This is a genomic window from Dietzia lutea (assembly GCF_003096075.1).
Classification (GTDB): domain Bacteria; phylum Actinomycetota; class Actinomycetes; order Mycobacteriales; family Mycobacteriaceae; genus Dietzia; species Dietzia lutea.
The window spans coordinates 3726052-3751894 of record NZ_CP015449.1 but is presented as its reverse complement, the minus strand read 5'-3'; the positions used below and the strand labels follow the sequence as shown (position 1 = coordinate 3751894).

30 protein-coding genes are annotated in these 25843 nt (G+C 71.2%); 14 read left to right on the top strand and 16 right to left on the bottom strand.

Annotation, left to right across the window (positions count from 1 at the left end; genetic code table 11):
• The first annotated feature begins 19 nt into the window (after positions 1-19).
• Positions 20-1225 carry a hypothetical protein gene (locus A6035_RS17295; protein ID WP_108848952.1) on the top strand — a complete coding sequence of 402 codons (1206 nt, stop codon included), beginning with the start codon at positions 20-22 and terminating at the stop codon, positions 1223-1225.
• Here A6035_RS17295 and A6035_RS17290 read toward each other — a convergent pair.
• Entirely contained in the window at positions 1175-2560 is a 1386-nt protein-coding gene (locus tag A6035_RS17290) for an MFS transporter (RefSeq protein ID WP_108848951.1), read from the bottom strand. The two genes, A6035_RS17295 and A6035_RS17290, sit on opposite strands and share 51 nt — an antisense overlap.
• A 103-nt stretch (positions 2561-2663) precedes the next feature.
• Between A6035_RS17290 and A6035_RS17285 the strand changes: the two genes are divergently transcribed.
• Together A6035_RS17285 and A6035_RS17280 are read left to right on the top strand one after the other, a co-directional pair.
• Entirely contained in the window at positions 2664-3296 is a 633-nt protein-coding gene (locus tag A6035_RS17285) for a YqgE/AlgH family protein (RefSeq protein WP_108848950.1), read from the top strand.
• Positions 3297-3370: 74 nt separating this feature from the next.
• Complete coding sequence (locus A6035_RS17280) at positions 3371-4609, top strand: MFS transporter (protein ID WP_235026748.1); 1239 nt, start codon at positions 3371-3373, stop codon at positions 4607-4609.
• A gap of 19 nt (positions 4610-4628) precedes the next feature.
• Here A6035_RS17280 and A6035_RS17275 read toward each other — a convergent pair whose 3' ends face one another.
• Positions 4629-5048: a VOC family protein gene (locus tag A6035_RS17275; RefSeq protein WP_108848948.1), complete on the bottom strand. Its 420-nt coding sequence runs from the start codon at positions 5046-5048 to the stop codon at positions 4629-4631.
• Positions 5049-5132: 84 nt separating this feature from the next.
• Here A6035_RS17275 and A6035_RS17270 point away from each other — a divergent pair, with 84 nt between their 5' ends.
• Positions 5133-5885, top strand: a complete 753-nt coding sequence (locus A6035_RS17270) for an AzlC family ABC transporter permease (RefSeq protein ID WP_108848947.1) — start codon at positions 5133-5135, stop codon at positions 5883-5885.
• A gap of 44 nt (positions 5886-5929) precedes the next feature.
• On the top strand, positions 5930-6214 hold the full coding sequence (locus A6035_RS17265) for a branched-chain amino acid transporter permease (RefSeq protein WP_108849372.1): 285 nt from the start codon (positions 5930-5932) through the stop codon (positions 6212-6214).
• A gap of 54 nt (positions 6215-6268) precedes the next feature.
• On the opposite strand, the gene A6035_RS17260 is transcribed toward A6035_RS17265, so the two are convergent.
• Positions 6269-7513 (bottom strand): cytochrome P450, encoded by a 1245-nt coding sequence (locus tag A6035_RS17260; protein WP_108848946.1) that lies wholly within the window; start codon positions 7511-7513, stop codon positions 6269-6271.
• Between the two features lie 73 nt (positions 7514-7586).
• Between A6035_RS17260 and A6035_RS17255 the strand changes: the two genes are divergently transcribed.
• Positions 7587-8039, top strand: a complete 453-nt coding sequence (locus A6035_RS17255) for a MarR family winged helix-turn-helix transcriptional regulator (RefSeq protein ID WP_235026750.1) — start codon at positions 7587-7589, stop codon at positions 8037-8039.
• 19 nt (positions 8040-8058) lie between these two features.
• On the opposite strand, the gene A6035_RS18920 is transcribed toward A6035_RS17255, so the two are convergent.
• The 3 genes from A6035_RS18920 to A6035_RS17245 form a co-directional block, all read right to left on the bottom strand.
• The gene (locus A6035_RS18920; protein WP_235026751.1) at positions 8059-8283 is read right to left on the bottom strand and encodes a GNAT family N-acetyltransferase; all 225 of its coding nucleotides are present in this window, start codon (positions 8281-8283) and stop codon (positions 8059-8061) included.
• 60 nt (positions 8284-8343) lie between these two features.
• Positions 8344-8616 (bottom strand): hypothetical protein, encoded by a 273-nt coding sequence (locus A6035_RS18915; RefSeq protein ID WP_235026752.1) that lies wholly within the window; start codon positions 8614-8616, stop codon positions 8344-8346.
• 77 nt (positions 8617-8693) lie between these two features.
• A complete protein-coding gene (locus A6035_RS17245; RefSeq protein ID WP_108848945.1) occupies positions 8694-9023 on the bottom strand; it encodes a hypothetical protein in 330 nt (109 codons plus the stop codon).
• An 887-nt stretch (positions 9024-9910) separates the two neighbouring features.
• Between A6035_RS17245 and A6035_RS17235 the strand changes: the two genes are divergently transcribed.
• A complete protein-coding gene (locus A6035_RS17235) occupies positions 9911-10609 on the top strand; it encodes a type 1 glutamine amidotransferase domain-containing protein (RefSeq protein ID WP_108848943.1) in 699 nt (232 codons plus the stop codon).
• 4 nt (positions 10610-10613) lie between these two features.
• On the top strand, positions 10614-11471 hold the full coding sequence (locus A6035_RS17230) for an alpha/beta fold hydrolase (RefSeq protein WP_244192477.1): 858 nt from the start codon (positions 10614-10616) through the stop codon (positions 11469-11471).
• Positions 11472-11475: 4 nt separating this feature from the next.
• On the opposite strand, the gene A6035_RS17225 is transcribed toward A6035_RS17230, so the two are convergent.
• A complete protein-coding gene (locus A6035_RS17225; protein ID WP_235026774.1) occupies positions 11476-13047 on the bottom strand; it encodes an MFS transporter in 1572 nt (523 codons plus the stop codon).
• On the bottom strand, positions 13044-13631 hold the full coding sequence (locus A6035_RS17220) for a TetR/AcrR family transcriptional regulator (RefSeq protein ID WP_200836422.1): 588 nt from the start codon (positions 13629-13631) through the stop codon (positions 13044-13046). Before A6035_RS17220 ends, A6035_RS17225 begins: the two co-directional genes overlap by 4 nt.
• A 92-nt stretch (positions 13632-13723) precedes the next feature.
• Here A6035_RS17220 and A6035_RS17215 point away from each other — a divergent pair, with 92 nt between their 5' ends.
• Positions 13724-14338, top strand: coding sequence for a VanZ family protein (locus A6035_RS17215; RefSeq protein WP_108848941.1), 615 nt, complete (start codon positions 13724-13726; stop codon positions 14336-14338).
• Here A6035_RS17215 and A6035_RS17210 read toward each other — a convergent pair.
• Positions 14305-15282, bottom strand: coding sequence for a bile acid:sodium symporter family protein (locus tag A6035_RS17210; protein WP_108848940.1), 978 nt, complete (start codon positions 15280-15282; stop codon positions 14305-14307). The two genes, A6035_RS17215 and A6035_RS17210, sit on opposite strands and share 34 nt — an antisense overlap.
• Before the next feature lie 66 nt (positions 15283-15348).
• Here A6035_RS17210 and A6035_RS17205 point away from each other — a divergent pair, with 66 nt between their 5' ends.
• Positions 15349-15723, top strand: a complete 375-nt coding sequence (locus A6035_RS17205) for a YidH family protein (RefSeq protein ID WP_108848939.1) — start codon at positions 15349-15351, stop codon at positions 15721-15723.
• Entirely contained in the window at positions 15720-16091 is a 372-nt protein-coding gene (locus tag A6035_RS17200) for a DUF202 domain-containing protein (protein ID WP_108848938.1), read from the top strand. Before A6035_RS17205 ends, A6035_RS17200 begins: the two co-directional genes overlap by 4 nt.
• A gap of 219 nt (positions 16092-16310) precedes the next feature.
• Here the strand turns inward: A6035_RS17200 and A6035_RS17195 are convergent, their stop codons facing one another.
• From A6035_RS17195 to A6035_RS17185, 3 genes are all read right to left on the bottom strand, one after another.
• A complete protein-coding gene (locus A6035_RS17195; RefSeq protein ID WP_108848937.1) occupies positions 16311-16880 on the bottom strand; it encodes a hemerythrin domain-containing protein in 570 nt (189 codons plus the stop codon).
• A gap of 76 nt (positions 16881-16956) precedes the next feature.
• The gene (locus tag A6035_RS17190; RefSeq protein ID WP_108848936.1) at positions 16957-17544 is read right to left on the bottom strand and encodes an SdpI family protein; all 588 of its coding nucleotides are present in this window, start codon (positions 17542-17544) and stop codon (positions 16957-16959) included.
• Positions 17541-18056 (bottom strand): MarR family winged helix-turn-helix transcriptional regulator, encoded by a 516-nt coding sequence (locus A6035_RS17185; protein ID WP_108848935.1) that lies wholly within the window; start codon positions 18054-18056, stop codon positions 17541-17543. The genes A6035_RS17190 and A6035_RS17185 overlap by 4 nt, the downstream gene beginning before the upstream one ends.
• Before the next feature lie 83 nt (positions 18057-18139).
• Here A6035_RS17185 and A6035_RS17180 point away from each other — a divergent pair, with 83 nt between their 5' ends.
• Together A6035_RS17180 and A6035_RS17175 are read left to right on the top strand one after the other, a co-directional pair.
• Positions 18140-18610 (top strand): DoxX family protein, encoded by a 471-nt coding sequence (locus A6035_RS17180; protein ID WP_108848934.1) that lies wholly within the window; start codon positions 18140-18142, stop codon positions 18608-18610.
• A gap of 232 nt (positions 18611-18842) precedes the next feature.
• Positions 18843-21890 (top strand): leucine--tRNA ligase, encoded by a 3048-nt coding sequence (locus A6035_RS17175; protein WP_108849368.1) that lies wholly within the window; start codon positions 18843-18845, stop codon positions 21888-21890.
• A 171-nt stretch (positions 21891-22061) separates the two neighbouring features.
• Here A6035_RS17175 and A6035_RS17170 read toward each other — a convergent pair whose 3' ends face one another.
• The 3 genes from A6035_RS17170 to A6035_RS17160 are packed head-to-tail and all read right to left on the bottom strand — an operon-like array spanning position 22062 to position 23878.
• Positions 22062-22451, bottom strand: coding sequence for a hypothetical protein (locus tag A6035_RS17170; protein ID WP_108848933.1), 390 nt, complete (start codon positions 22449-22451; stop codon positions 22062-22064).
• Positions 22452-23351 (bottom strand): SDR family NAD(P)-dependent oxidoreductase, encoded by a 900-nt coding sequence (locus A6035_RS17165; RefSeq protein ID WP_108848932.1) that lies wholly within the window; start codon positions 23349-23351, stop codon positions 22452-22454.
• On the bottom strand, positions 23348-23878 hold the full coding sequence (locus tag A6035_RS17160; protein WP_108848931.1) for a nuclear transport factor 2 family protein: 531 nt from the start codon (positions 23876-23878) through the stop codon (positions 23348-23350). The genes A6035_RS17165 and A6035_RS17160 overlap by 4 nt, the downstream gene beginning before the upstream one ends.
• A gap of 23 nt (positions 23879-23901) precedes the next feature.
• On the opposite strand from A6035_RS17160, the gene A6035_RS17155 reads away from it, so the two are divergent.
• Positions 23902-24336, top strand: coding sequence for a nuclear transport factor 2 family protein (locus A6035_RS17155; protein ID WP_108848930.1), 435 nt, complete (start codon positions 23902-23904; stop codon positions 24334-24336).
• Between the two features lie 88 nt (positions 24337-24424).
• On the opposite strand, the gene A6035_RS17150 is transcribed toward A6035_RS17155, so the two are convergent.
• A complete protein-coding gene (locus A6035_RS17150) occupies positions 24425-25780 on the bottom strand; it encodes a lipase family protein (protein ID WP_244192476.1) in 1356 nt (451 codons plus the stop codon).
• Positions 25781-25843 lie beyond the last annotated feature (63 nt).

Below are 25843 nucleotides of genomic sequence, written 5' to 3'. Positions count from 1 at the left end.
CGCGCGACACGATCGGCGCATGGACTACTTCTTCGGAGACGGCGTCGGTGAGCCGACGCAGTGGCAGGGCGAGCCCGATCTCACCCTCGGAATCGGCGCGCCGGACGCGCTGTGGCTGGACTTCGACGGCGACGGGTACGCCGACGACGCCCTCTGGGACTCGGATTTCGACGGCACCGCGGACCGTGTCGTGACCGACGTCGGCGCCGCCGGCCAGGTCGCCTACGCCGACGACGGCAATCGCGGGGTGTGGAACGTCCACGCGGGTGGCGTGGGGGCGCTCGCGGCGGGTTCTCTCGGCGCGGGGGCCGCGGGCGCCGGATCCGTGGGCGCAGGCTCGGTCGGCGCAGGCAGCGTCGGCGGTGGCTCTGTGGGAGCGGGCTCGGTCGGCGGGGGCTCGGTGGGCGCGGGATCGGTGGGTCTCGGCTCCGTCGGCGCCGGGTCCCTGGCGGCCGGCTCGATCGCCGCCGGGGTACACGGATCGGGCGGTCTCGTCGACGGTGCACTGGCCGCAGGGTCGGACGCGATCGCCGCCGGTACCCGGTCCCTGGGGGCGCTGCCGGACTGGGGCTCGCTGCTGTCCGATGCGATCGGTGCGATCCACCACGGCTCCGCCGCGGCGGCGGACTCGTCCAGATGGTCGACTCCCCCGGTCACCGAACCCACCCCGGCCCCGTCCCCGCCGGTTCAGGGTGGCACGGTCCCTGAGCCCGCGGCCCCGGTCGTCGAGGAGGACGGGTCGATCACGGTCGACACGGGTGGCGGGTGGCTGTCGGTCGCGGACGTCGACGGCAACGGTCGCCTCGACACCGCCCTGCCGTTCGAGCCCCCGCGCATCGAACTGCCGCACTTCGAACCGCCCCACATCGAGCTCCCCACCATTGAGCTCCCGCATGTCGAGCTGCCGCACGTCGACGCGGGGTCGGTGGCCGGCTCGGTGGACGTCGGGGTCATCGACGCGGGCGCGCTCGGAGTCGGCTCCGCGGCCGCGGGTTCGGCCGGGGTGGGATCGGCGGCCGCAGGGTCCGCTGCGACCGGGTCGGTCGGCGCGGGCAGCGTCGGTGGCGGCTCCGCGGCCGGCGGCTCAGTCGGCGCGGGGAGCGTTGGCGCGGGCTCGATCGGAGCAGGCAGCGTCGGTGGTGGCTCGGTCGGCGCGGGCTCGGTCGGTGGGGGTTCAGTGGGCGGCGGTTCGATCGCCGCGGGCTCGCTCAGTCTGGGCTCGTGAGCGCGTGCCCACCACCACCGCGATCACGGCCGCGGCGGCGTACAGCACCGCCGGGACCAGCATCAGCGACACCGACCGGCCGTCCGCGGGCACGAGCGGCAGCACCACGAGCATGCCCACGACGAATGCCGAGTTGAACAGCGCGTCCTGGAGGGCGAACACGCCGCCACGGCGCGCATCGGGGACATCGGTCTGCATGGCGTTGTCGGCGACGAGCTTGACCACCTGCGCCCCCAGACCGATCGCCACCGCGCCCACCACCAGGGCCGTCGGGTCGAGGGTCGGTCCGACGACGACCTGGGCGACCGCGGATGCAGCCGCCCCGGCGGCCACGACGAGGACGCGTTGGGCTCGGGCGATGGCCCACGGGGTGACGACCGCGGCCAGACCCATGCCCGCGGCCACGGCCGCCGACATCAAGCCGAATCCGCCCATCCCGGCGACGACCGGGCCGCCCGACCCGCCGGACTCGGCATCGCGCAGGAGCAGGATCGCCAGCATCGTCGTGATCCCGAACGCGGCCCGCCCGAGCGTGACGCCGGTCAAGGACACCCGCACCAGGGCCGAGGAACGTGCGGCCCGGACGCCCTCGGCCAATCCCCCGGCGAACGCCCGGGCGGCACGGCGGGTGACGGCCTCGTCCGGGTGGGAGAGGAGGTCGTCGTCGTCGGGTCCCAGGTGGCGCGGCGGCAGGGCGAGGACCGCCCACACCCCCGCCAGCGCGGTGACCACGGACGGCACGAGGGTCCACGAGACCGCGGCGTCGCCCGCGCCCAGGACGGCGAGCACCGCGAACGCCGCGACCGCGCCCACCGCGGTGATGACCGAACCGACCGTGACCAGCACCGAGTTGGTGGCGGCGAGGAGCCGGTCCGGGACCACCTTGGGCATGGCCGCGGTCATCCCGGTGTTGATGAGTCTGCCCAGACCGATCGCCACGAGGGACAGCGCGAACAACACCGCCAGACCCGCGCCCGAGTGGACGGCACCGGCGGCGATGAGCGCGATGGTCGCCACGATCGCCAGGGTCCGCACCAGGGCGGCGACGGCCACCACGACCCGGCGGTCCCACCGGTCCAGCGCGGCTGCGGCGAAGGGCCCGACAATTGAATAGGGCAGCAGCATCACCGCGAACCCGCCCACGATCGCCGCCGGAGTGGTGCCCGACTCGGGGCTGAACAACACGATCCCGCCCAGGGCGGCCTGATGGATGCCCTCGCTGAGCAACGCCGCCAACCGTGCCGTCGACAGCCGACCCAGACCATCGGACTCGCGCAGGGCGGCGGTCAGGCGGCCCCGTGTGGGAACGGCCGGATCGGTGGGCGGTGAGGTCACGGGAGTCACGGTAGCGCTCGCGGCCGGGCCACCGACCACCGCGGCGAGACCCGATCGAGGGGACGCGCGTGTGGCCCGGCGGCGACGGGGGCATCATGGATACATGGACACGGGACCGGATGATCTGAGCGGCGGAGGCCTGTTCGGCGACCGCCTCTACGACGCCATGGACAAGCGGGATCCCGTCGCCGGTTCACTGCTCATCGCCGCGCCCGACATGCCCGACCCGAATTTCCGGCGCGCGATCATCTACGTGATCGAACACGACCATTCCGGGTCGCTGGGCGTGGTGATCACCCGACGCAGCGAGACCGATGTCGAGGAGATTTTGCCCGCCTGGTCCGAGCTGTGCGCTCCCCCGTCCGTGTTCCACATCGGAGGGCCCGTCAAGCCCGACACCGGCATCGCCCTGGTCGTGCTGAGCGCCGGCGTCGACGGCCATCGGTTCAGCGGGCTCCAGCAGATCGAGGGCCGCGTGCACGTCGTGGACCTGGACAGCGACCCCGACCTCCTGCGCGAGCACATCGACGGCATGCGGGTGTTCGTCGGGTACACCGGCTGGGCGCCCGGTCAGCTGCAGGACGAGCTCGACCGCGGCGACTGGTACGTCGCGCCCAGCCTGCCCAGCGACCTGCTCGCGCCCGCCCGCGTCGACGTGTGGGGCGCGGTGCTGCGCCGACAGGAGATGCCCCTGCCCCTGTACGCCACGTACATGCAGGACGGCGACCTCAACTGACTCAGTCACCTCCTGCTGTCTCATGATATGGGATAGCGTTTTCGTATTCTGGTCAGTGCCATAAGCTCCTGCAGGTGGAGACGGTAGACGGTGAGTCGACGACAGTGACGGCCCGGCATTGGCTGGTGCTGGCCGTGGCCACGTTCGTCGCCGCGTCCGGATCGGCGTTCGTGATCGGTGTCGGCTTCCTGCTCCCCCATCTCACGAGCGTCATGGGACTGTCCCTCCCGCAGGGCGGGGTCCTGGTCGCGATGCCGCTGGTCGGCATGGCCGCGGCGTTGATCGCGTGGGGCTGGCTGGTCGACCGTGCCGGGGAGAAGGTCGTCCTGGTCGCCGGGTCGGCCGGTGCCGCCGTCACCCTCACCGCGGCGCTCTTCGTGGACTCGTTCGCGTTGCTGGCGGTGTTGCTGCTGGTCACGGGTGCCTTCACCGCCTCGGGTAACTCGGCGAGCGGGCGACTGGTCGTGAGCTGGTTCCCCGCGCACCGCCGCGGGCTCGCCATGGGCGTCCGCCAGATGTCGCAGCCGGCCGGATCCGCGGTCGCGGCGATGACCATGCCGCTGCTCGCGCAGTCGTATGGTCTGGGCGCGGCGTTCGCGCTCCCCCTGGCGATGGCCGTTGTCTCGGCGGTGGCGGCCCTCGTCGTCGTCACCGATCCGCCCCCACCCGAGGCCACGCCCGACGCGGGCGGCGAGGCGGTGAGCCGCGCGGGCGGTGAGGCGGCGACCGACGGCTCACCGTACCGCGGGTCCGACTACCTGTACCGCGTCCACGGCGTCTCGGTGCTGCTCGTGCTGCCGCAGGGCATGCTTCAGGCGTTCCTGCTGACGTGGCTCGTGCTGGGGCACGGTTGGTCGGCGGTGTCCGCAGGCGTCGTGGTGACGGTGAGTCAGGTGCTCGGCGCGGTCGCGCGGATCGTGGCGGGCGCGGTCTCGGACCGGGTGGGGTCCCGCATGACACCCATTCGCGGCGTGGCGATCTCGGTGACCGCCGGCCTGGCCGCGCTGGCGGTGGCGGAAGCACTGGGCGCGCCCGGGGTCATCGCCGTGACGCTCGGCGTGATCGCCACCGTGCTCTCGGTGTCCGACAACGGCCTGGCGTTCACCGCTGTCGCCGAGTTCGCCGGGCCCCGCTGGAGCGGCCGCGCGCTCGGGGTGCAGAACACCACCCAGTTCGTGGCGATCTCGGCGTCCACTCCCCTGGTCGCCGCGGTGATCGACGCGATCGGCTACTGGCCGGTGTTCGCCGGCGCGGCCGTGATCGCGGCGCTGGCGATCCCGCTCGTGCCCACCGCCGACCAGCGACGGGCCTGACCGCCGCACCGCGCGATCGTCAGGGCAGGGGCGCGCCCCGGTACTGCCCCACCGACCACACGTTGCCCTCCGGGTCCCGCACGGAGAAGGTGCGATCCCCGTAGTCGGTGTCCTGCAACGCCAGCACCACCTCGGCCCCGGCGTCCACGGCCCTGCGGTATACCTGCTCCGAGTCGGCGGTCACGACGTAGGCCAGACCGGCGCCGGGTGGCGAGGCGTGCGGGTCGTCCGCCCCGCGCCCGCCCTCGCCCAGCATCACGCCTCCGCCCTCGGGCCACAGGAGCTCCGCGTGGGTCACCACGCCGTCCTCGGCGTAGCACGCCGTCTCCACGAACCCCAGGGTCGCGACCAGCCAGTCGATCACCGTCCGGGCGTCGGAGCATCGGAAGCAGTGCCACACCGTCGGCGCGGGCACGGCGCCCGTCTGATGTGCGTCCATGCGTCGAGTCTGCACCCGCCGGCCGGGCAGCGGAAGGCCTCTGTCGGGGGTGATGCGAAATCGTGGCTGGATAGACTGCCCGGCGTGTCGACCAGCCCCTCCACCAGCGCGGAGATCCGCGCAGAGATCCGCAAGGGTCTGGCCGACTGCTCGACCGTCGGGTTGGGGCTGGTGCCACTCGGGCTGGCGTTCGGGGTGCTGATGACTCAGGCGGGGTTCGACTGGTGGTGGGCACCGGTGTTCTCTCTGGTGATCTACGCCGGGTCGATGGAGTTCCTGGCGATCGGCCTGCTCACTGCCGTCACTCCCCTGTACTCGCTGGCCGCCGCGGCGTTCCTGGTGAACTTCCGCCACGTGTTCTACGGCCTGAGCTTCCCGCTCGAGGCCATCCGTTCACGCCTCGGGCGCCTGTACGCCGTGTACGCGCTCACCGACGAGGTCTACGCGATCACCGCCACCAAGCGGCGCGCGGAGATGACCGGTCCGCGGACGCTGACCATCGCGATCACCTGCCAATCTCTGTGGGTGATCCCGGGCGTGATCGGTGCGCTCGTCGGCACCGCCCTGCCCGAGGGGCTGGACGGGTTGCAGTTCGCGCTGACCGCGTTGTTCGCCGTCCTGGCCGTGGACGCGTGGCGGTCGTCCGGCGACCTGCCCGCGCCGGTGATCGGCCTCGTGTGCGGGCTGATCGCCGCCGTGGTGGCCCCCGACCAGATGCTCATCGTGGGCCTGTGCGGGTTTGTCGGTGTGCTGTTGGTGCGGTACGCGTGGCTGCAGCGAACCGGGCGGGCGGAGCGGCCCGGGCGGACGAACCGGCCCGGGAGTGATGTCGGGTGAGCGCGGTCCCCGGGACCGCCTACCTGCTCGCCGGTCTGGGCGTGATGTTCCTGGTCACCGTGGCGCTGCGGGCCGCCCCGTTTGTCGCGCTCACCCGCCTTCGCGACTCGGGCGTCGTCCGCTATCTCGGCCGCACCATGCCGGCCGGCGTGATGGTGGTCCTGGTGGTCTACACCCTGCGCGACACCACCACCGCGCTCGGCTCGTGGGTGCCGGCGACCGTCGCGCTCGCGCTCACCTTGGGCGTGCACCTGGCGTTCCGGCGCGCCGCCGCGAGCATCGTGCTGGGCACGGGGACGTACATGTTGCTACAGGCGTGGCTGGGCTGAGCACGCGGGCGGCGAAGGTCCGGCGCGGCGGTCAAGGCCTCGCCCGCGGGCGGGTCAGCTCGCCACGGGGCACACGCCCAGGTCGACCCTCCACTCGGTGAGGCCGTTGAGCCACCCGGAGCGCAGGCGCTTGGGATCGCCGAGCGCGGTGAGGTCCGGCAGGTGGTCGGAGACGGCGTTGAAGATCAGCTCGAGCTGCATTTTCGCCAGGTTCGCGCCCAGGCAGTAGTGCGGGCCCTGGCCGCCGAAGGTCACGTGCGGGTTCGGGTCGCGGAGGATGTTGAACGTGAACGGGTCGTCGAAGACCTCCTCGTCGAAGTTCGCCGACCCGTAGCAGATCAGCACCCGGTCGCCCTTGGCGATGGACACCCCGCCGATCTCGGTGTCCTCCATGGCGGTGCGCTGGAACTGGGTGATCGGCGACGCCCAGCGCAGGATCTCGTCGTAGGCAGTCTCGGGCCGCTCGCGCTTGAACAGCTCCCACTGGTCGGGGTGCTCGAGCATCGCGACCATGCCGTGGGTGGTGGCGTTACGGGTGGTCTCGTTGCCGGCGACGGCGAGGAGGGTCACGAACCAACCGAACTCGTCGGCGGAGAGGTGCTCGCCGTCGACGTCGGCCTGGACGAGTTTGGTGACGATGTCGTCGCGCGGGTTGGCCGCCCGGTCCTCGGCCATGGCGTTGGCGTAGCCGATGAGCTCCATGGAGGCGATGGCGGGCGCGTCCGGGTCGACGCCGGCGTCGTAGCTGGTCATGATGTTGGACCACTCGAAGATCTTGTGCCGGTCCTCCTGCGGGACGCCCAGCAGTTCGGCGATCGCCTGCAGCGGCAGCTCGGAGGCCACGGCGGTGACGAAGTCGTCGGCGTTGTTCTCGGCGGCGGCGGTGACGATCTTCCGCGCGCGGTCGGCGAGCTCGTCACGCATGCCGGCGACGCCGCGGGGGGTGAAGCCGCGGGAGATGATGCGGCGGTGCTTCTTGTGGATCTCGCCGTCCTCGTTGACGAGCATCGCGCGCTGGGCCTCGATGATCTCGCGCGGCGTGCCCTCGGCGAACCGCGGGATCATCGTGTTCTCCCCCGCGGAGAAGATCTCGCCGGTCAGGCGGGAGATCTCCTTGACGTCGGCGTGCCGGGTGACGAGCCAGTAGTGGTCGTCGTCGAACCCGTCGGAGCCGGGGCGTTTGTCCACGCGGTGGATGGGCTGCGTCCGCCGGAGCTGGCGCCACTCGTCGTGTGGCAGTCGCTTTTCGAACAGGTCCGGGTCGGTGAAGTCGAAGCCCGCCGGGATGGTCACGTCCATGGTGTCTCCTGAGACTGGTCGCCCACCGGCCCCCGGTGGGGATGAAACCGTGAATAGTGGTAACTATAAACAGGTGGCACTATCGTCGAGGGAGATTCTCGATCGCGCGTTGATGCTCTCCGAGCAGATGGCCGGGCACATCGAGCGCGCGGCGGCGAACTACGGGCTGACGGTGCCGCGCCTGGAGCTGCTGTTCGTGCTGGGCTTGCAGGGTGAGTGCAAGCAGGTGGAGCTGGCGACGTACCTCGACTGCTCCCCGCGCCAGGTGACGGCGCTGGTGGACGGCCTGGTCGCGAGTGGTTACGTGGAGCGGACGATGCCGCCGGATGACCGGCGGGTGCGGTTGGTGAGCCTGACGGAGAAGTCGCGCCGGATCGTGGATGAGGTGGTGACGGCGCGCGTCGGTCTCGCCGAGTGGTTGTTTGAGGGATTCGACGACGACGAGCTGCAGGCGTTCGGGGCGGTCGCAGAGAAGTTGATCTCGCGGATGAGTGGGCGGGCGCTGAGTCGGCTTCCCGAGCCGTGAACCGGGCCCGCCCGTCGGATCACGCAGTGCAGGCGTCGCAGCCGGTGTCCGCTCGGCCGTATTCGACGAACCCGCGGGCGAGGTAGTTGGGGACAGCGGCGGGGGAGTCGTCGGCGCACGTGTGCAGCCACACGCGGCGGCAGCCCGGGACGTTCCAGGCGATGCGGCAGACCTCGGAGAGGAACCAGCCGCCCAGGCCGCGGCCAGCGAAGGCGGGCAGGATGCCGAAGTAGACGATCTCCACGTCGACTCCGTCATCGGCGGACCCGGTCCCGCCCGCAGTGGCCGCGTCGGCCGCGCCGTCCTAGGGACTCATGCGCAGTTCCGCGTAACCGACGACCTCGTCGCCCAGTCTCGCGCGAACGGTGCTGACGCACGGGTCGGAACAGTAGGAGGACCAGCGACCCTGCGTCCACTCGAGGCGGTCGGTCCAGTTCCAGTCGCTGCCGATCTCGCAGTACATCCGCTCATTGAAGGCGGGCTCGGCGGGGAAGACGCGGGAGATCGTGAGATCTGCGCGATCGGCCGACAGTAGCTGTTCCGCGTCGGTCTGCTGCAAATAGGTCACGCTGGTCACCGCGCCATTCAAGCACCCAAACCCCGCTGCGCCGACCACTGTCGGCGTGCAGCGGGGCTGGCGTGCTGATGGGCGAATCAGTTCACCTGGATGTGAACGCCGGGGATATTCAGGCCGTTGACGGCACCCGCGACCGACCCGACCGCATCGTTGTACATCTGGGCACCGGCGTTCTGCAGGCCTCCCGCCACGTGGGGGTTGGTCCCGGCGGCACCGGCACCGATGCCGAGTGCGCCGAGGCTGCCGGCACCGCCGAGCGCCGCCGCTGCAACGCCGGCGACCGTGGGCGGGCCGGCGGCGATGGCCGGCCCGGCCACGGACGCGGCAGCGGGTCCGAGACCGACGAGGGCGGTCGTGATCGTGGTCCCGATCGCGGCGATGGCGGCGAGGATTCCAGCGGGGATCATTGTGTTCTCTCCTTGGTGTTCCGAATTTGACTGGCGAGATTCAGCCGAGGGTGACGTGCCGCGGCTGAATGGGTGGCTGAGGATTGACGGGTAGTAGTGGAATGTTGATCGGAGGCGGCTCAGGCACTGTTGGCGCTACCGGTGCAGGTGCAGGTGGTGGCACAGGCTGCGGCGCGGGAGCCGGCGTGTACCGCGGCCGCACGGGTGGTTGTGCGGGCGCCACCGGCACGCGGATCGCGGGTGCGGGTGCGGGTGCGGGTGCAGGCGCCGGCCGGGTCGGGGGCTCCTCGGATGTCGAGGATTCGGGCGGCTTGGCGTCTACCCGTGCCGTCGACGTCGCCGGGGTCGATGTGGGCGCTGTGGACGTCGGGTTGGCCGTCGTCGGCGAGATCAACCCCGCTTGTGCGACGGAAGGATCTGCGCGGTGGTTCGTGGATACTGAGGCGGTTGCTTCAGTCATCCATGCGGTTCCCGCCCCTGCCGAGAACCCCAGCAATGCCAGGCCGGTCAGGACGACGAGTGGAGCGGTGCGACGGAGCAATGAGGGCTTTGTGGCCAACGAGTACTCCTTCAGTGCACCGGGAGAGGCCTGGATCACCCCTCGATTTGCGTGAGCCGCTCAGCTCATGCGGCGTGAACGCTAAGGCTTGCCACACCGCTCCTCAACGTTTTGCTTCCTAAGGAGCCGTCCGCATGAGGGACGGTCTGAGCTGCTGATATGTCGCCAACTGCGGGTACGACAGAAAAGCGCTGGTAACGGGATCGCACATGTCATCTTCCGTCACATGTGAATCAGATGAAGACATATATATTTATGGTTGAGGTCACGCGCGAGAAGCCTTGGTGAGACCAGTTGCGAGGCCGCTTGAGATCCGTAGGGTCGCGGCATGGCGAACGTATTGATGATCCTGTCCGCAGCCGACCACTGGACTCTCAAGGACGGTTCCCAGCACCCGACGGGCTTCTGGGCCGAGGAGTTCGTGGCCCCCTACGAGGTGTTCACCGACGCCGGGTGGTCCGTCACCGTGGCCACCCCGGGCGGCCGCACCCCCTCCGTCGACCAGGCGAGCCTCGACGAGGGCGCCGGCGACCCGGAGACCCTGCAGCACGTCCGGGCCTCCCTCGACCGCCTCGCTCAGGTCCTCGAGGCGCCGACCGACCTGGCCAGCGTCGACCACAACGACTTCGACGTGGTGTTCTACCCCGGCGGTCACGGCCCGCTGGAGGACCTCGCCGTCGACAAAACCTCCGGCGCGCTCCTCCGGGACCGCGTGAGCGAAGGCAAGCACGTCGCGCTCCTGTGCCACGCGCCGGCCGCCGTGCTCGCCGCCTCCGACGACGCGTCCTCGTCGCCGTTCGCGGGCTACAAGATGACCGGGTTCTCCAACGACGAGGAGGAGCAGGTCGGCCTGGCCGCCAACGCGCCCTGGCTGCTGGAGGACAAGCTCGTCGAGCTGGGCGCCGACTACTCCAAGGCCGCCGAGCCCTGGGGATCGCACGTCGTGGTGGACCGCAACGTCTACACGGGCCAGAACCCGCAGTCCTCCGAGGAACTCGCCAAGCGGATCGTGTCCGACCTCGGCTGACCGGATGCCGATGAACCACATCGCCGACCGCGACGCCGTCATCGATGGCCACCGGATCCGGTTCGGCATACACGGCGAGGGCGAACCCGTCGTCCTCATCCACGGAACGCCCTCGTCGTCGTACATCTGGCGGGGAGTGGTACCCGGTCTCTCCGAGGCCGGGTACCGCGCCCACGTCTTCGACCTACTGGGCTACGGGCTGTCCGAGCGGCCGCTGGACCCGGAGGTCGACGCCTCGATCACCGGGCAGGTCGCCGTGCTGGACGGCCTGCTGGACGAGTGGGGACTCGACACGTTCCACCTGGTCGCCCACGACATCGGCGGCGGGATCGCCCAGCGGTTCGGCGTGCGCTCGACCGAGCGGCTGCGGTCGCTGACCCTGATCGACGTGGTGAGCTTCGACAGCTATCCCTCCGAGCGGACCCGCCAGCAGATGGCCGAGGGCCTCGACGCGCTCGAGCGGACGCCCGACGCCGAGCACCGCGAGCACTTCCGCGACTGGCTGCTGTCCACGCACAGTGACCCCGCGAACTTCGACCCGGACGCGCTCGACGTGTACCTCGACTTCATCAGCGGGCCGATCGGCCAACCCAGCTTCTTCCGGCACCAGGTCGCCCACTACGACCCGCGGCACACACTCGAGATCAGCGATCAACTGGGCAGACTGGGTCAGGTGCCGGTGCAGCCACTGTGGGGCGCCGACGACACCTGGCAGATCACCGAGTGGGCGCACCGGCTGCAGGCTGCGATCCCGGGCAGCGACCTCCGGCTCATCGAGCGGTGTGGGCACTTCGCGCCCGAGGAGCGCCCGCGCGAGGTGGCCGAAGGGATCGTCGACTTCCTCGACGCCCAGCGCCGCTGAGAGGTCAATGCTCCAGATCGGCGAGCATCGTGCCCTTGGGGGTCAGGAAGAACACCACGAACGCGAACACCACCAGGATGAGCCCGCCGATCAGGCCCGCCAGGCCCAGCCCGGAGGTGAAGGCCTCGCCGGCCCGCGCGGCCAGGTCCGGCAACCGCGCGGCCTCCGCCACGGCCACGGCCCCACCGAGCGAGTCCCGGGCGGCCTCGGTGGCCTCTGCGCCCAGCACCAGCGCTTCGGCCGGGGTGCCCAGCTCCCGCCGGTAGAGAAAGGACGCGAGCGAGCCGAGGATGGCGATGCCCAGCACGGCGCCGAACTCGTAGGAGGTGTCCTCCATGGCGGCGGCGTTGCCGGCCTTTGATCGCGGGACGCCGCCCATGATCATGGAGGAGGCCAGCGCCAGCGCGCCGATCCCCGCACCGATCAGGCCGAGCGCGATGAACACCGAGGTCAGGTCCAGACCCCCGCCCCGCACCCCCAGGTAGAACATCCCCGCCCCGGTGACGAACAGGGCGAGGAAGATCGTGGTCCGCATGCCGATCCGCTCCGAGGCCACCGGCGCCAACAGCGAGGTGACCGCGGCGGCCAGGGCGAGAGGCATGAGCTGGAGACCGGACTCGAACGCGCTGGCACCGTTGACCAGCTGCAGCCACTGCGCCAGCAGCAAGAGCCCGGCGGACATGGAGAAGCTCGCGACCAGAGCCGCCAGGACGCCGGCGGAGAAGATGCGGTGGCGGAACATCGTCACGTCCAGCAGCGGGGAGTCCGAGTGCAGGCAGCGTCGGACGAACCACGTCAGGGCCCCGGCGCCCACGGCAAAGGCGATCCACGCCGGCAGGTAGATCAGGGAGGCCTGCTCGCTGAACGTCTTGATGGCCCAGATGATGGTCGACATCCCGACCAGGGTCAGGGCCGCGGCGAACGGGTCCCACGGCCCGGGTTCGGGAACGCGGGATTCCGGGACGGTGACGATGGCGCTGACGAAGGCGATGACCATCATCGGAACGCTCACCAGGAACGCCGACTGCCAGTGGAACGTCTCCAGGAGGAACCCGCCGAGCAGCGGGCCCACCGCGGCGCCGATGCCGGCCACGGCAGCCCACACGGCCAGCGCGGTGGCGCGTTCGCGGGTGTCGGTGAAGGTCACCCGCAGCAGCGACAGGGTGGACGGCATGACCATGGCCGCGCCGACGCCCAGCAGGACGCGCAGCGCGATGACGAACCCGGGGGAGTGCGCCAGCAGCACCAGGACCGAGGCGAGTGCGATGAGCACGTAGCCGGTCATGAGCATCCGCTTGCGGCCCCAGCGGTCGGCGATCGACGACATGGAGATGAGCAGCCCCGCCATGACCAGCGAGTACGCGTCGATGATCCACAGCTGTTGCGACGCGCTCGGCTGCAGGTCCGCGGACATCGCGGGAATGGCCACGTTGAGGATCGTCATGTCCGTGGTGATGGCGAGCAGCGAGAAAGTCAGTGTGATCAGGCCCAGCCAGCGGCGAGACGGATCGTAGGAACCCACGATGTGCGGGTCGGTGTGCATAGTGTCGCGCGTGGGGGCGGTCGTGCCGCTCATGTGGAGAGATCCTCGTCGGGTTCGGCGGCGATGTCGGGCATGGTGGCGAGCGCCCGGATGGCGGCCTCGAGACGGGCGGGGACAGGCGGGCTGCCGGTGAGGGCGGTGTTGAAGTAGGCGCCGTCGAGGCACATGGCCAGCACCTCCGACCGGGCGCGCCCGAAGTACGGGGTGAGGATCTCGGACAGGCCGGAGTACCAGCGCAGGGCGAGATCGCGGAAGCCCTCCTCGAACAGCCCGGCGTACTCGAGCGAGCACTCGGCGAGCACGGTGCGGTGGTCCGAGAGGTCAGCGTGGGCGGACACGGCCAGGTACTCCACGGGGTCGTCGGCGGAGGCGATCCCGTCCGCCAGTTCGGCGAGGTCGCGGTCGACCCGCTCGGCGAGGAACTCCAGGGCGTGGCGTCGCAGGTCGTCGATGCTCGCGAAGTAGCGGGTGGTGGTGCCCACGGCCACGCCGGCCCGGGCGGCCACAGCGCGATGGGTGAGCGCCTCCACGCCGCCCTCGGCGATGAGATCGGCGGCCGCCCGACCGATCTCGCGGATCCGCCGTTCGGGGTCGCGCGTGCGACCGGGTGCGGTCACGGTGCCCCTCCGTAGCTGTACATATGTACGCGTACAAACGTACAGTATAGCTCCGAGGGCCCGGAACCGGGACCGTCCTGCAGACTGAGCCGGTGACGGAACCGACGACCACGCGACTCCGGGCCTGGGCGGCGGTGGCCCTGGTCGCCTACGGCGCGGTGGTGGTGTCGCTGACGATGTTCAAGGCGTTCTTCGTGATCGGCATGCTGTGGCGGCCGGAGGCCCAGCGGAATCGCTCGATGGAATGGACGCCGTTCGCCCTCTACCGGGACTCGACGAGCTGGTTCGGGCCGCTGTTCGACTATCTCGGCAACGTGGCGTTCCTCGTCCCGGTGGGGGCGTTGCTGTTCATCCTGCTCGCGCACCGGAGGCGGGCGGTCGGCCTCGTCGTCGGGATCGCAGCGCTGGCCAGCGCCGCGATCGAGACCCTCCAGTACGTGTTCGCCCTGGGGCATTCGGACGTCTCCGACCTGCTGTTCAACACCCTCGGTGCCCTGGTGGGTGCCGTGATCGCGCATCTTGCCGGCCGCCGCCTCCACGTCCTGTGGACCGGCGTCGCGGTGACCACCGCGATCGTATTCGCGGTCCTGGTCCTCCTCGGGCCGCGACTCGGTGACCCCGACAAGGTGGTGGAGGTCGCCGCGCCCGGGCCGGCAGAACCGGGCGGCGCGGCTCAGGCGGACGCGGCATCGGCCGCTCGGCCATAGCGGCCGGCCAGCCACGCGCACACGATCAGCTGGATCTGGTGGAACAGCATCAGCGGCAGCACCATGAGGCCGATGGGCTGCCCGACGAACAGCACGGCCGCCATCGGTAGCCCGGTGGCCAGCGACTTCTTGGAGCCGCAGAACTGCACGACGCGCTTGTCGCGGTCCTCGAAGCGCAGGGCGCGGGAGGCGAGCTCGGTCAGGCCCAGCACCACCGCGAGCAGGACGCAGCACGCGACGAGCAGCCACGCGAGCTCGGCCGCGCCGATCGTCGACCAGATCCCGTCGGCGACCCCCTCGGAGAACGCCGCGTAGACCACCAGCACGATGACGGTCTTGTCGAACAGCGCGATCCTCGGGATCCTACGGATGACGGGCAGAATCCACCGCCGCAGCAACTGGCCCACCACGAACGGCAGGAGCAGCTGCAACGCGATCGACCCCACCGAGTCCCACGTGATGACCACCGACCCGTCCGTGGTCATGAGGGCGAACACCAGCAGGGGAGTGACGAACACGCCCAGGAGGTTGGACACCGACGCCGACACCACCGCGGCGCTGACGTGTCCGCGCGCGATCGCCACGAACGTGATGGAGGACTGCACGGTCGACGGGACCAGCGTGAGGAACAGGAAGCCCGCGGCGAGCGCCGGACCGAGCACGGGCGTGAGGAGCCACTGCCCGAGCAGCCCGAGCAGCGGGAACAGGACGAACGTCGCGACGAGCACCACCGAGTGCAGCCGCCAGTGCGTGAGGCCGACCAGCAGCTCGCGGGGCTCGAGTCGCGCGCCGTAGAGGAAGAACAGCGCAGCGATGCCGATAGTCGTCACCCAGTCGAGGGCGTCGGCCGCGCCGCCGGTGGCGGGCAGGAACGCGGCGACGACCACCGCGGCCAGGATCGCCAGGATGAACGGCTCGATCCGGAGACGACGCAGAAGGCGCATCCCCCTATTGCATCACTCCCGCCGCCCGGGCGCCCGATAGGCTCGGGTCATGACGGAGCACGCCGGATGACAGAGCAGGGGTGGCGGCCCAGGGCGCTGCGGGACGGCGAGGAACCGGATCCGCGCTTCACGCTCGCCAACGAGCGCACCTTCCTGGCGTGGATCCGCACGAGCCTCGGGCTGACGGCCGGTGCGGTGGCGCTGGAGGCGTTCGCGGGCGACGAGATCCCGGAGATCATCCGCACGCCGCTCGCGTGCATCCTCCTCGTGCTGGCCGGGCTGCTGGCGATCGTCGCGTTCCGGCGCTGGATCCGTATCGAGTCGGCCATGCGACACCAGCGGCCCTTGCCGATGCCGCAGGCCTCGATTCTGCTGGTGCTGGGCATCGCGGCGGGCGCGGTGGTGCTCACCGTCGCGATCCTCAGCGGGACCTTCGGATGACCTCTCCGCGCCCGCGCCGCATCGGTGTGGAGCCCGAGGCGGTCCCGCCCGATTCCGGACTCCAGTCCGAGCGAACCAGCTTGTCGTGGGCTCGCACCTGGGCCGTGGTGGCGGCGAACATCATCCTCGTGGCCAAGCTGGTGGGGGAGCTGTCGTGGGCGTGGGCGGCCGCGTTCTCGGTGCTCGTGGTGGTCCCGCTGCTGGCCCTGCTGCGGGTGCAGCGTCGGCACGAGCAGCGGGTGGGCCGGTTCGTCCGCGCGGGCGAGGTCGAGCAGACGCAGACCCGCCACAACATCGGCCTCGTGGGTCTCGTGATCGTGATCGCCGCCTGCGGGCTCGTCGCGATCGTGGTGACGTCCCTGCGGTGACCCGCCGGGGGCGTCGCAGCCCGCGGATCACCCTCCCGGGCGCCCTGGAAAGGGGCCTCCGCGGATACGGATGTAGCCATGGAGGGAATGGACGTAACCATGTCGGCGAAACGACCTACAGACCAACATGGTCACGTCCAAATCGCGCCGCGCGGCCGCAGCCGTACCGCGCGGGCGTCGCGCGTCGCCGCGGCAGTGACAGCCGCGCCGCCCCTCGCCTCAGGTGTTCTTCATCCGCCCGCTCAGCGCGTCACGCAGCCGGTCGACCATCCCGACGCCCGCGCCGACCGTCTTGTGGAACAGCTCGGAGTGGGGGGCGCTGGGGTGCGGCCGCGTGGGGGCGACCTGCTTGGCGGCCTCGACCTTGCGGCCCATGTCCAGCAGCGTGTCCTTCGACAGGTGCTCGCGCAGCTTGGGGAACTGGTCGGATTCCTCGTCGTCGGCGTGGTGGTCGAGCAGGCCCTTGAGTTCGCGGACGAGGCCCATGAACTCGGCCTCCTGCGCGTCGACGTTCTCGAGCTTCTTCATCACCACGACGATTTCGTCGTGCTCTTCCTTGTCGTGCTCGACCTCGTCCTTGCCTCCGGGGATCTCACGTTCCATGACGGGGTAGACGAACATCTCCTCGGCCACGGAGTGGCGCATGACCTCGGCGGTGACGGCGTCGGCGAGGGCGCGACGCTCGGCGGGGTCGGTGGTGGCCTCGATCTGGTCGAGGAGCTCGATCATCTCGCGGTGATCGGCGGTGAGGATCTCGGTGACGTCCCGGGTCGTGTCTGTGGCGGCCATGTCGGTCTCCTTCCACGGTGGTGACTGATGTGTCCCACACCGTAGGGGCGACCGGGGGGCCGGGCCACCGGTCCGCTCAGCGGGTGGCGCTCTCCGTCTCGCACATGCCGTGGAGGGCGCACGAGCCGCATCCGCCGGTGACGCCGCAGTCGGCGGCGGGGTCGCCGGGGGCGCCGGACCCCGCGTCGGCGGGGGCGCAGGTGCCGGCGGGGGAGTCGCCGGAGGAGCCGCTCGCGCAGCCGGTGTCCGCGGCGTCCGCGCCGGAGTGGCCTCCGCAGCCGTCGGGGCCGCAGCCGCATCCGCCCACGTCACCGCGGGTGGCGTCCCACATGGCCGCCGCGCGTGCCCCGGCGAGGCCGGCGACGCTGAGCAGGGCGAGGGAACCGACCACGGCGACGACGACGACGAGGCCGCCCACCCATCCGCCGATCAGTCCCAGGGCGAGCGCACCGAGCAGGAGCACGAGACCGGAGCCGAGAAACGCGGGTCCGGCGGCCCGGTTGGCGAGCTCCCACGCCTCGGGGGAGCGCCGGGTCTCGGGCGTGCGTACGCCGAGGACGCCGTTGCCGGGGAGTCGGCCGAGGAGGCCCGCCAGCCCGGTGCCGCCGACCACGAGCGCGAGCCCCCCGAGGAGCACCATGACCACCACGAGCACTGCGTTCACGCCCCTGAGGGTACGCCCGCGCCGGCGGATCGCCGATTCGTCTCGACCCCGTCGACACCCCGCACCTTCGCGAGAAGTCGGGCGAGTTCCCGCTTGTCGTCCTCACTGAGGCGGTCGAGGAACTCGCGACGCACCGTGGCCACGTGGTCCGGGGCGGCCTGTTCGATCGCCCGCATTCCCTCGTCGGTGGCGGAGACGAACGCGCCCCGGCCGTCATCCGGGCAGGCGGTGCGCTGCACGAGGCCGCGCTTGATCATGCGGCTCACCTGGTGCGAGAGCCGGCTGCGCTCCCACAGCAGGACGTCGGCCAGGGCGGTCATGCGCTGCGGGCCGTCCGCCTCGCTGAGATACACGAGGACCTCGAACTCGGGCTCGGTCAGGTCGGAGGACGCCTTGAGGTCCCGCTGGATCTCCAGGTGGAGGCGGCCCTGGACGGCGAGGTAGTCCCGCCACAGGGCCTTCTCCTCGCTGTCCAGCCATCGCACCTGGTGGTTCCGAGCCTGATCTGCCATAGCTCCACTATAGCGGCGTAGTTGACACGACACGTAGCGGGTGGGTACAAATATGTGCCGTATCACCTACCGAGAGGGTTCCCATGACCACGACCGTCACCCGTCCCGAGGCCGCCGACAGCCGGCTGCTTCCCGTCCCTGCCGTTGTCCGCGACGCGGGCCTGCTCCTCACCCGCGCCCTTCTGGGCGTGGTGCTCATCGCCCACGGCTGGGAGAAGTTCGCCATCAACGGCATCGACGGCACCGGCGCCTTCTTCGACTCGGTCGGCGTGCCGGGTGGCGCTGCCGCCGCCGCCGTCGTGGGTGCGATCGAGCTCGTAGGAGGCATCCTGCTCATCCTGGGCCTGCTCACGCCCGTGGTGGCCGTCCTCGTCGTCGTCGTCATGATCGGCGCGTTCTTCACGGTCCACATCGGCTCCGGCGTCTACGTCGCCGAGAACGGCTGGGAGCTGGTCGCGGTGGTCGGGCTCGCCGCCGCGGTCTTCGGACTGGTCGGCCCCGGGCGCTACAGCGTCGACGCCGTGCTCGCCGGTCGGCGCGCGGCCACGGCCTGACCCCCGCCGCCCCGAGCGGCGCCAGCCTGGCCCGCGCCACCCCCGTGGCGGTGCGGCCCGGCGCCCACGGCCCCGCGCGGCCGGACGTGACCACCCGTCCGGCCGCGCGGTCCCCACGCTGACGCGGCCCCACCCCGGGCAGGGTTTAGGCTGGACACGGCCTGCGTGTGGGCACCGGCGAGACCAGGGGAGAGCAGACGACGTGAGCAGCAGCGACCAGAGCGCCACCGGCGTGCAGCCCGAGACCGCGGCGGCGTCCGGGAGCGGGACCCAGCCCGAGGCCGGGCCTGCCCACCGCTACGGCGCGGCGCTCGCCGGGGAGATCGAGTCCCGCTGGCAGCGCGAATGGTCCGAGCGCGGCACGTTCGAGGCGCCCAACCCCGTCGGCCCGCTGGCCGCGCCCGACGGTGACCTGCCCGCGGACAAGCTCTTCGTCCAGGACATGTTCCCCTACCCGTCCGGCGCCGGGCTGCACGTCGGCCACCCGCTGGGCTACATCGCGACCGACGTGTTCGCCCGCTACAACCGGATGCTCGGCACCAACGTGCTGCACACCCTCGGCTACGACGCGTTCGGCCTGCCCGCCGAGCAGTACGCCGTCCAGACCGGACAGCACCCGCGCGTGACCACCGAGACCAACATCGCCAACATGGAGCGCCAGCTCGGTCGGCTCGGGCTGGGGCACGACCGCCGCCGCGTCTTCGCCACGACCGACACCGAGTTCTACCGCTGGACCCAGTGGATCTTCCTGCAGATCCACGGCTCCTGGTACGACCCCGACGCCCCCGCCCGCACAGTTGACGGCGGAGACCACCCCACCCGCACCGGCCGCGCCCGGCCCATCGCCGAGCTCGTCGAGCAGTTCGCCTCCGACGTCCGCCCGCTGGCCGCCGGGCTGCCCGCCGATCTCGCCGCCGACCTCGCCGGCCGCACCTGGGGCGAGCTGACGCGCGCCGAGCAGGAGAAGGTCCTCGACGCCCACCGCCTGGTCTACCTCTCCGACTCCACGGTCAACTGGTGCCCCGGCCTGGGCACCGTCCTGGCCAACGAGGAGGTCACCGCCGAGGGACGCTCCGAGCGCGGCAACTTCCCCGTCTTCCGCAAGAACCTCAGCCAGTGGATGATGCGGATCACCGCCTACGCCGACCGCCTCGTGGACGACCTCGACCGGCTCGACTGGACCGACAAGGTCAAGGCCATGCAGCGCAACTGGATCGGCCGCTCGCAGGGCGCCCGCGTCCGGTTCGCCGTGGCCGACCAGTCCATCGAGGTGTTCACCACCCGTCCCGACACCCTCTTCGGCGCCACCTACATGGTCCTGTCGCCCGAGCACCCGCTGGTCGCCGAGCTCGCCGGGCCGTTCTGGCCCGAGGTCCCGGCCGGCGCGCCCGGCTCGGCCCCCGGCGAGGCGACCCCCGGCGGCCTCGACCCGCGCTGGACCGGCGGCCACTCCTCGCCCGCCGAGGCCGTGTTCGCCTACCGGCGCGCCGCGTCCATGAAGTCCGAGCTCGAGCGCCAGGAGAACAAGGACAAGACCGGCGTCTTCACCGGCGCCTACGCCGTCAACCCGGTCAACGGCGAGCAGGTCCCGGTGTTCGTCGCCGACTACGTCCTCATGGGGTACGGCACCGGCGCCATCATGGCCGTGCCCGGCCACGACGCGCGCGACCACGAGTTCGCCGTGGCGTTCGGGCTGCCCATCCGGCAGGTCGTGGCCCCCGCCGACGGGCGCGAGCTCGACGTGCAGGCCGAGGCCTACGCCGGCGACGGCGTCGCGGTGAACTCCACCAACGACGAGGGTCTGTCCCTCGACGGCCTGGGCGTGGACGAGGCCAAGGCCGCCACCATCGCCTGGCTCGAGGGGGAGGGCACCGGCGAGGGGACGGTCCAGTACAAACTGCGCGACTGGCTGTTCGCCCGCCAGCGCTACTGGGGCGAGCCGTTCCCGGTGGTGTACGACTCCGACGGCGTGCCCCACGCGCTGCCCGAGGAGATGCTGCCCGTCGAGCTGCCCGAGGTCGAGGACTACAAGCCCGTCTCGTTCGACCCCGACGACGCCGACTCGGTGCCGTCCCCACCGCTGGCCAAGGCCACCGAGTGGATGACCGTCGAGCTCGACCTCGGCGACGGTCTGCAGACCTACACGCGTGACGCCAACGTCATGCCCAACTGGGCCGGCTCCAGCTGGTACCAGCTGCGCTACATCGACCCCACCAACTCCGAGCAGCTGTGCGCGATCGAGAACGAGCGCTACTGGACCGGGCCCCGGCCCGTCATCCACGGCCCCGACGACCCGGGCGGCGTCGACCTCTACGTCGGTGGCGTCGAGCACGCCGTGCTCCACCTGCTGTACTCGCGCTTCTGGCACAAGGTCCTGTTCGACCTCGGCCACGTCACCAGCGAGGAGCCCTACCGGCGTCTCTACAACCAGGGCTACATCCAGGCCTACGCCTACACCGACTCCCGGGGCGTCTACGTCCCCGCGGCCGAGGTGACCGAGCGCGACGGGAAGTACTACTGGACCGACGCCTCCGCCGGCGCGGACGCCGCCGAGATCGAGGTGTTCCAGGAGTACGGGAAGATGGGCAAGTCGCTCAAGAACTCCGTCTCCCCGGACGAGATCTGCGACTCCTACGGCGCCGACACGCTGCGCGTGTACGAGATGTCCATGGGCCCGCTCGACACCTCGCGCCCCTGGGCCACCAAGGACGTCGTGGGCGCCCACCGCTTCCTGCAGCGGCTGTGGCGTGTGGTGATCGACGAGTCCACCGGCGAGGTCCGGGTGACCGACGCCGAGCCCGGCGAGGACGTGCTCAAGGCGCTGCACCGCACCATCGCCGGTGTCCGCGACGACTACGCCGGCCTGCGCGACAACACCGCGATCGCCAAGCTCATCGAGTACGTCAACACCCTGACCAAGGCGTACCCCACCGAGGGCCCGGGCGCCCCGCGCTCGGTCGTCGAGCCGCTGGTCCTCATGGTCGCGCCCGTCGCGCCGCACCTCGCCGAGGAGCTGTGGACCCGGCTCGGGCACACCGGCTCGCTGGCCCACGGCCCGTTCCCGACCTTCGACGAGTCGTACCTGGTCGAGGACTCGGTCGAGTACCCGGTCCAGATCAAGGGCAAGGTGCGCTCGCGCATCACCGTGCCCGCCGACGCCTCGCCGGTCGACGTCGAGGCCGCCGCCCTGGCCGACGCCAAGGTGCAGGAGAACCTTGGCGGCGCCGCGCCCAAGAAGGTGATCGTGGTGCCGGGCAAGATGGTCAACATCGTGCCCTGAGCCTGACGCTGACCCCGACGCGGCCGCGGCCGCGTCAGCGCGCCGAAATCCGCTACGCGGAATCGGGATCCGCTACTCGTAGGGGAGTAGCAGATCCGGAGGGAGGGTAGCGGATTTCGGGGTGCCGGCGGGGCGCCGGCGGGGTGCCGGGGCGTCGGGGCCGTGCGCGGCTCAGCCCCGCTGGACGAACACCGCCGAGGACGAGATCAGCAGGTACGCGGTGGTGACCATCCACATCGCGTAGGTCGCGTACAGCCACGGCCGCCAGCGGATCCGCGCCTGCCACCGCCGGTACGTCTTCACGGCGGACGTGATGGCCAGCACGATCGACAGCAGCAGCGGGATGATGACCACCTCGACGCGGTCGGAGGTCAGGCACAGCGCACCCTGGTCGACGCACTCGTCCCCGATGCCGCCGCGGATCAGCACGATCACCACGGCCAGCACCACGACCGCGAGTGTGGACAGCAATACGAACCGGAACGCCTGGTTGCCCTGACGCTCGTTCCGCTCCAGTCGTTCGAGCGGGTCGTTGATCTCCCCGAACTCGGCGGATGTCATTCAACCCTCCTTGGTGAATCCGTTGTGTCCGCCCGCCGCGGCCACCTCGTCCACTGTCTCGATCCCCAGCTGCTCGTCCGTCACGGGCGGGAAGAGCGGGCCCCCGCCGAAGGCACCCCGGTGCGAGAGCGGCACCTCGCCGTCGTCGTTCCGGATGCCTTTCTCGCGACCGTACTCGGCCGTGATGACGGTCGAGCCGCTCATACCCGCGAGGTCGGGGTCGTCGGCGAGGGCGGCGATGACGCGGCCGACGAACGTGGGGTCCTCGGCGCGGGCCAGGGGGAAGCCGTTGAAGTCCTCCATGCCGGTGGACAGCAGCAGCTCGGTGCGGATGAGACCGAGCCACAGGGACAGGGTGGACACGCCGGTGCCGGCGAGCTCGTGCGCCATGTCGGAGGCCATCTTGTCCAGGGCGGTCTTGCTCATGCCGTAGAGGACGGTGTGGAACGGCGCGCGCGAGCCGAACGACGAGATGTTGACCATCAGCCCCGACCCCTGCGGCACCATGACCTTGGCGGCCTCGCAGCTCGCGACGTAGTGCGCGCGCAGGCCGACGCCCATGAGCGCGTCCCAGTCGGTGGCGGGCCGCTCCCAGAACCGGCCGTTGAACCCCATGAAGCCCTTGGGGTTGGTCCACACGTTGTTGACCAGGAGGTCCAGGCGGCCGGTCTCGTCGGCGATCCGGGCGACGACGGCGAGGATCTCCTCGTCTCGGGAGTGGTCGCACTCGAGTGGACGGATCCGGCCCGGGGCGCCGTCGGCTGCGTCGATGGTGCCCTGCAGTCGCTCGGCGGAGCGTCCGGTGACGTAGACATCCCACCCCGCGTCGGCGAGCGCGGTGGCCACGCCGCGGCCGACCCCGCGGCTGCCACCGGTGACCAGCGCGACGCGGGCGCTCACGAGTCGGCTCCCTCGGTGGCCGCACCCGGGACGACGCTGACCTCCGGGTAGGTCACGGTGGCCTCGTCGAGGGTGCGGGTGATGGACCAGCCGGGCGCGAACAGGCACTCGGCCATCACCCAGCGGTCGTCCTCGATCACGTAGACGTCCGAGTACTCGCCGGTGGAGAGGGTCTCGGTGCCCTTGTCCCGGTCGATCTGACGGAACTGCAGGGTCCACGTGCCGGTGGCGCGGCTGGGCGGGCTGCTCGGTCCGCCCGACTCGACGGTGATGGAGGGCATGAAGCCGTGGTGCATGTCGAGGATGCGGGGCCCGCCGTCGGCCGCGGTGGCCAGGGCGATCTGCCGGAAGATGCCGACCATGGTGTCGGGGTCGGTCCGGCCGAGGGGGCCGAAGTCGAGTACTCCGCCGGTCGCCACGAAGCAGGAGCGGAAGCCGTCGGGGTCCTTGGCGTCGCACGCCCGCCAGTAGCGGTACTTCAGCTGCTCGATCGCCTCGCGGGCGCGCCTTTCCTCCTCGTACTGCATATGGTCACGTTAGCGTAGGGATCATGAGCCGAACACTGGTCGAGTTGTCCGACCGCTGGGATCTGCAGGACCTCATGACCAGGTACGCGACCTGCATCGACTCCCGCGACTTCGAGGGTCTGGACCGGGTCTTCACGCCGGACGCGCGGGTGAGCTACGAGGCCTCCGGTGGGCCCGACGACGCCTATCCGGCGATCCGCGCGTGGCTGGCCGAGATGCTGCCGGTCTTCGCGGCCACGCAGCACCTCATGGCCAACCTCGAGGTGAGCCTGGACGGGGACGCGGCGACGGGCCGGTGCATGTGCTTCAACCCCATGGCGCTGCGGCCCGTGGAGGAGAAGGACCAACAGGTGTTCTTCTATGGGCTCTGGTACGTCCTCGAGTTCGTCCGGACGGACGCCGGCTGGCGGATCTCGCGGCTGACGCAGCAGCAGGCGTACCACCACAACCTGCCCTGAGACCGCCGCGGCGCGCGGTCGCGACGTGCCCGGAGACGAGTGAAGGGCCCGCCGCGTGGCGGGCCCTTCCGTCGTTTGCGTGCGTCGGTCAGACGGTCCCGCAGGAGTTCGGTGCGGGACGGTCGTGCACCCGGTCCATGAGGTAGCGGGCGTTGGTCGCGCGCTCGGACAGCATCGGGATCGCGTGGTCGATCACCAGCCCCGGGGCCAGGGCGGGCACCTCGGCCGTGCGCAGTTCGACCGTGGTCCCCTGAGCGCACCAGTTCCGGACGAGGTCGACGGCGGTGTCGTGCGGCACCACGTCGTCGTTCCGCCCGATCAGGACGAGAGACGGGACGGCCGGCGCCTCGTCGCCCAGGTTGTAGCCCTCCAGGACGCGCATGATCTCCGGCTCGGACCGGGCCGCGTCGGCGAGGGAGCGACCGTCTCGGGTGAACTCGGTGGTGCGGTGCAGGCCGTAGGCGAAGCCGGTCTCGGCGACGCACTGCCCTGCCGTCACCTCGAGCATGCGCTTGCCCGCGTCGTTCAGTTGACGGTCGAAGGCGGCCCGCAGCTCGGGGTGGACCCGCAGGATCCCGTTGATCGCGTAGCCCACGGCGCCGGTGAGCAGGCCGCCGTCGATCCGCTCGAGCGTGCCGATCATGTCGGACGGCGGTGCGCCCGCGGCGATGCCCACGAGGTTGACGTCCGGCGCGTAGGTCGGCTGCATCTCACCGGCGGCCGCGGCGGCGCCACCGCCCTGGGAGTAGCCGCTGACCACGGTCTTCGAGTCGGGGGCGAGGTCGGTGCCCGGGAGGCGCAGTGCGGCGCGCGCGGCGTCCAACGCGGAGCGGCCCTGCGAGTCGCGGTTGACGTACGGGTGATGGCCGGGGGTGCCGAGGCCCTCGTAGTCGGTGACGACCACGGCGAAGCCCTCCCGCACCATCGTCAGGGCGTCGATCACGGCGTAGCCGGCGGCCGCCGACGGCGGCGCGGTCTGCACGCCGAGCCCGACCTCCATCGACTTGGACGGCGCGCACTGGTCGCCCTGGCCCTGCGTACCGGGCGTGACGACGGCGAGCGGCCGCGGGCCCGGCCCGGTCCACGGGGTCTTGGGCTGGAGGTACGTGCCGGTGACGGCGATCGGACCGCCCGCGGCGCCCGTGGATCGGTACATCATCCGCTGTGCGTCGGCGGGCAGCGCACCGCCGTTCGCCAGGTCGGGGAAGCTGGGCGTGATGGTCATGGGCTCGGTGCGGATGATCGCTGCCGGCTCGGCGGGCAGGTCGGCCGGCGGCGTGTAGAACGCGCTGCGGTCCGGCGCGGTGGACGATCCCTGCGCGGCGGCCTCCGGGGCGGCGGGCGAGACTGCGGGGGCCAGCGCCATCGCGACGCCCAGGGCGAGTGCACCCGCGACGGTGGACAGTCCGGGCGTTCTGCTGCGGCGGCTGGTCGGTGATCTCACAAGTGCTCCCCGGGGACCGAGACGGTGGGCGGTCCCTGAGGACCATGAACTGGACAAAATCCT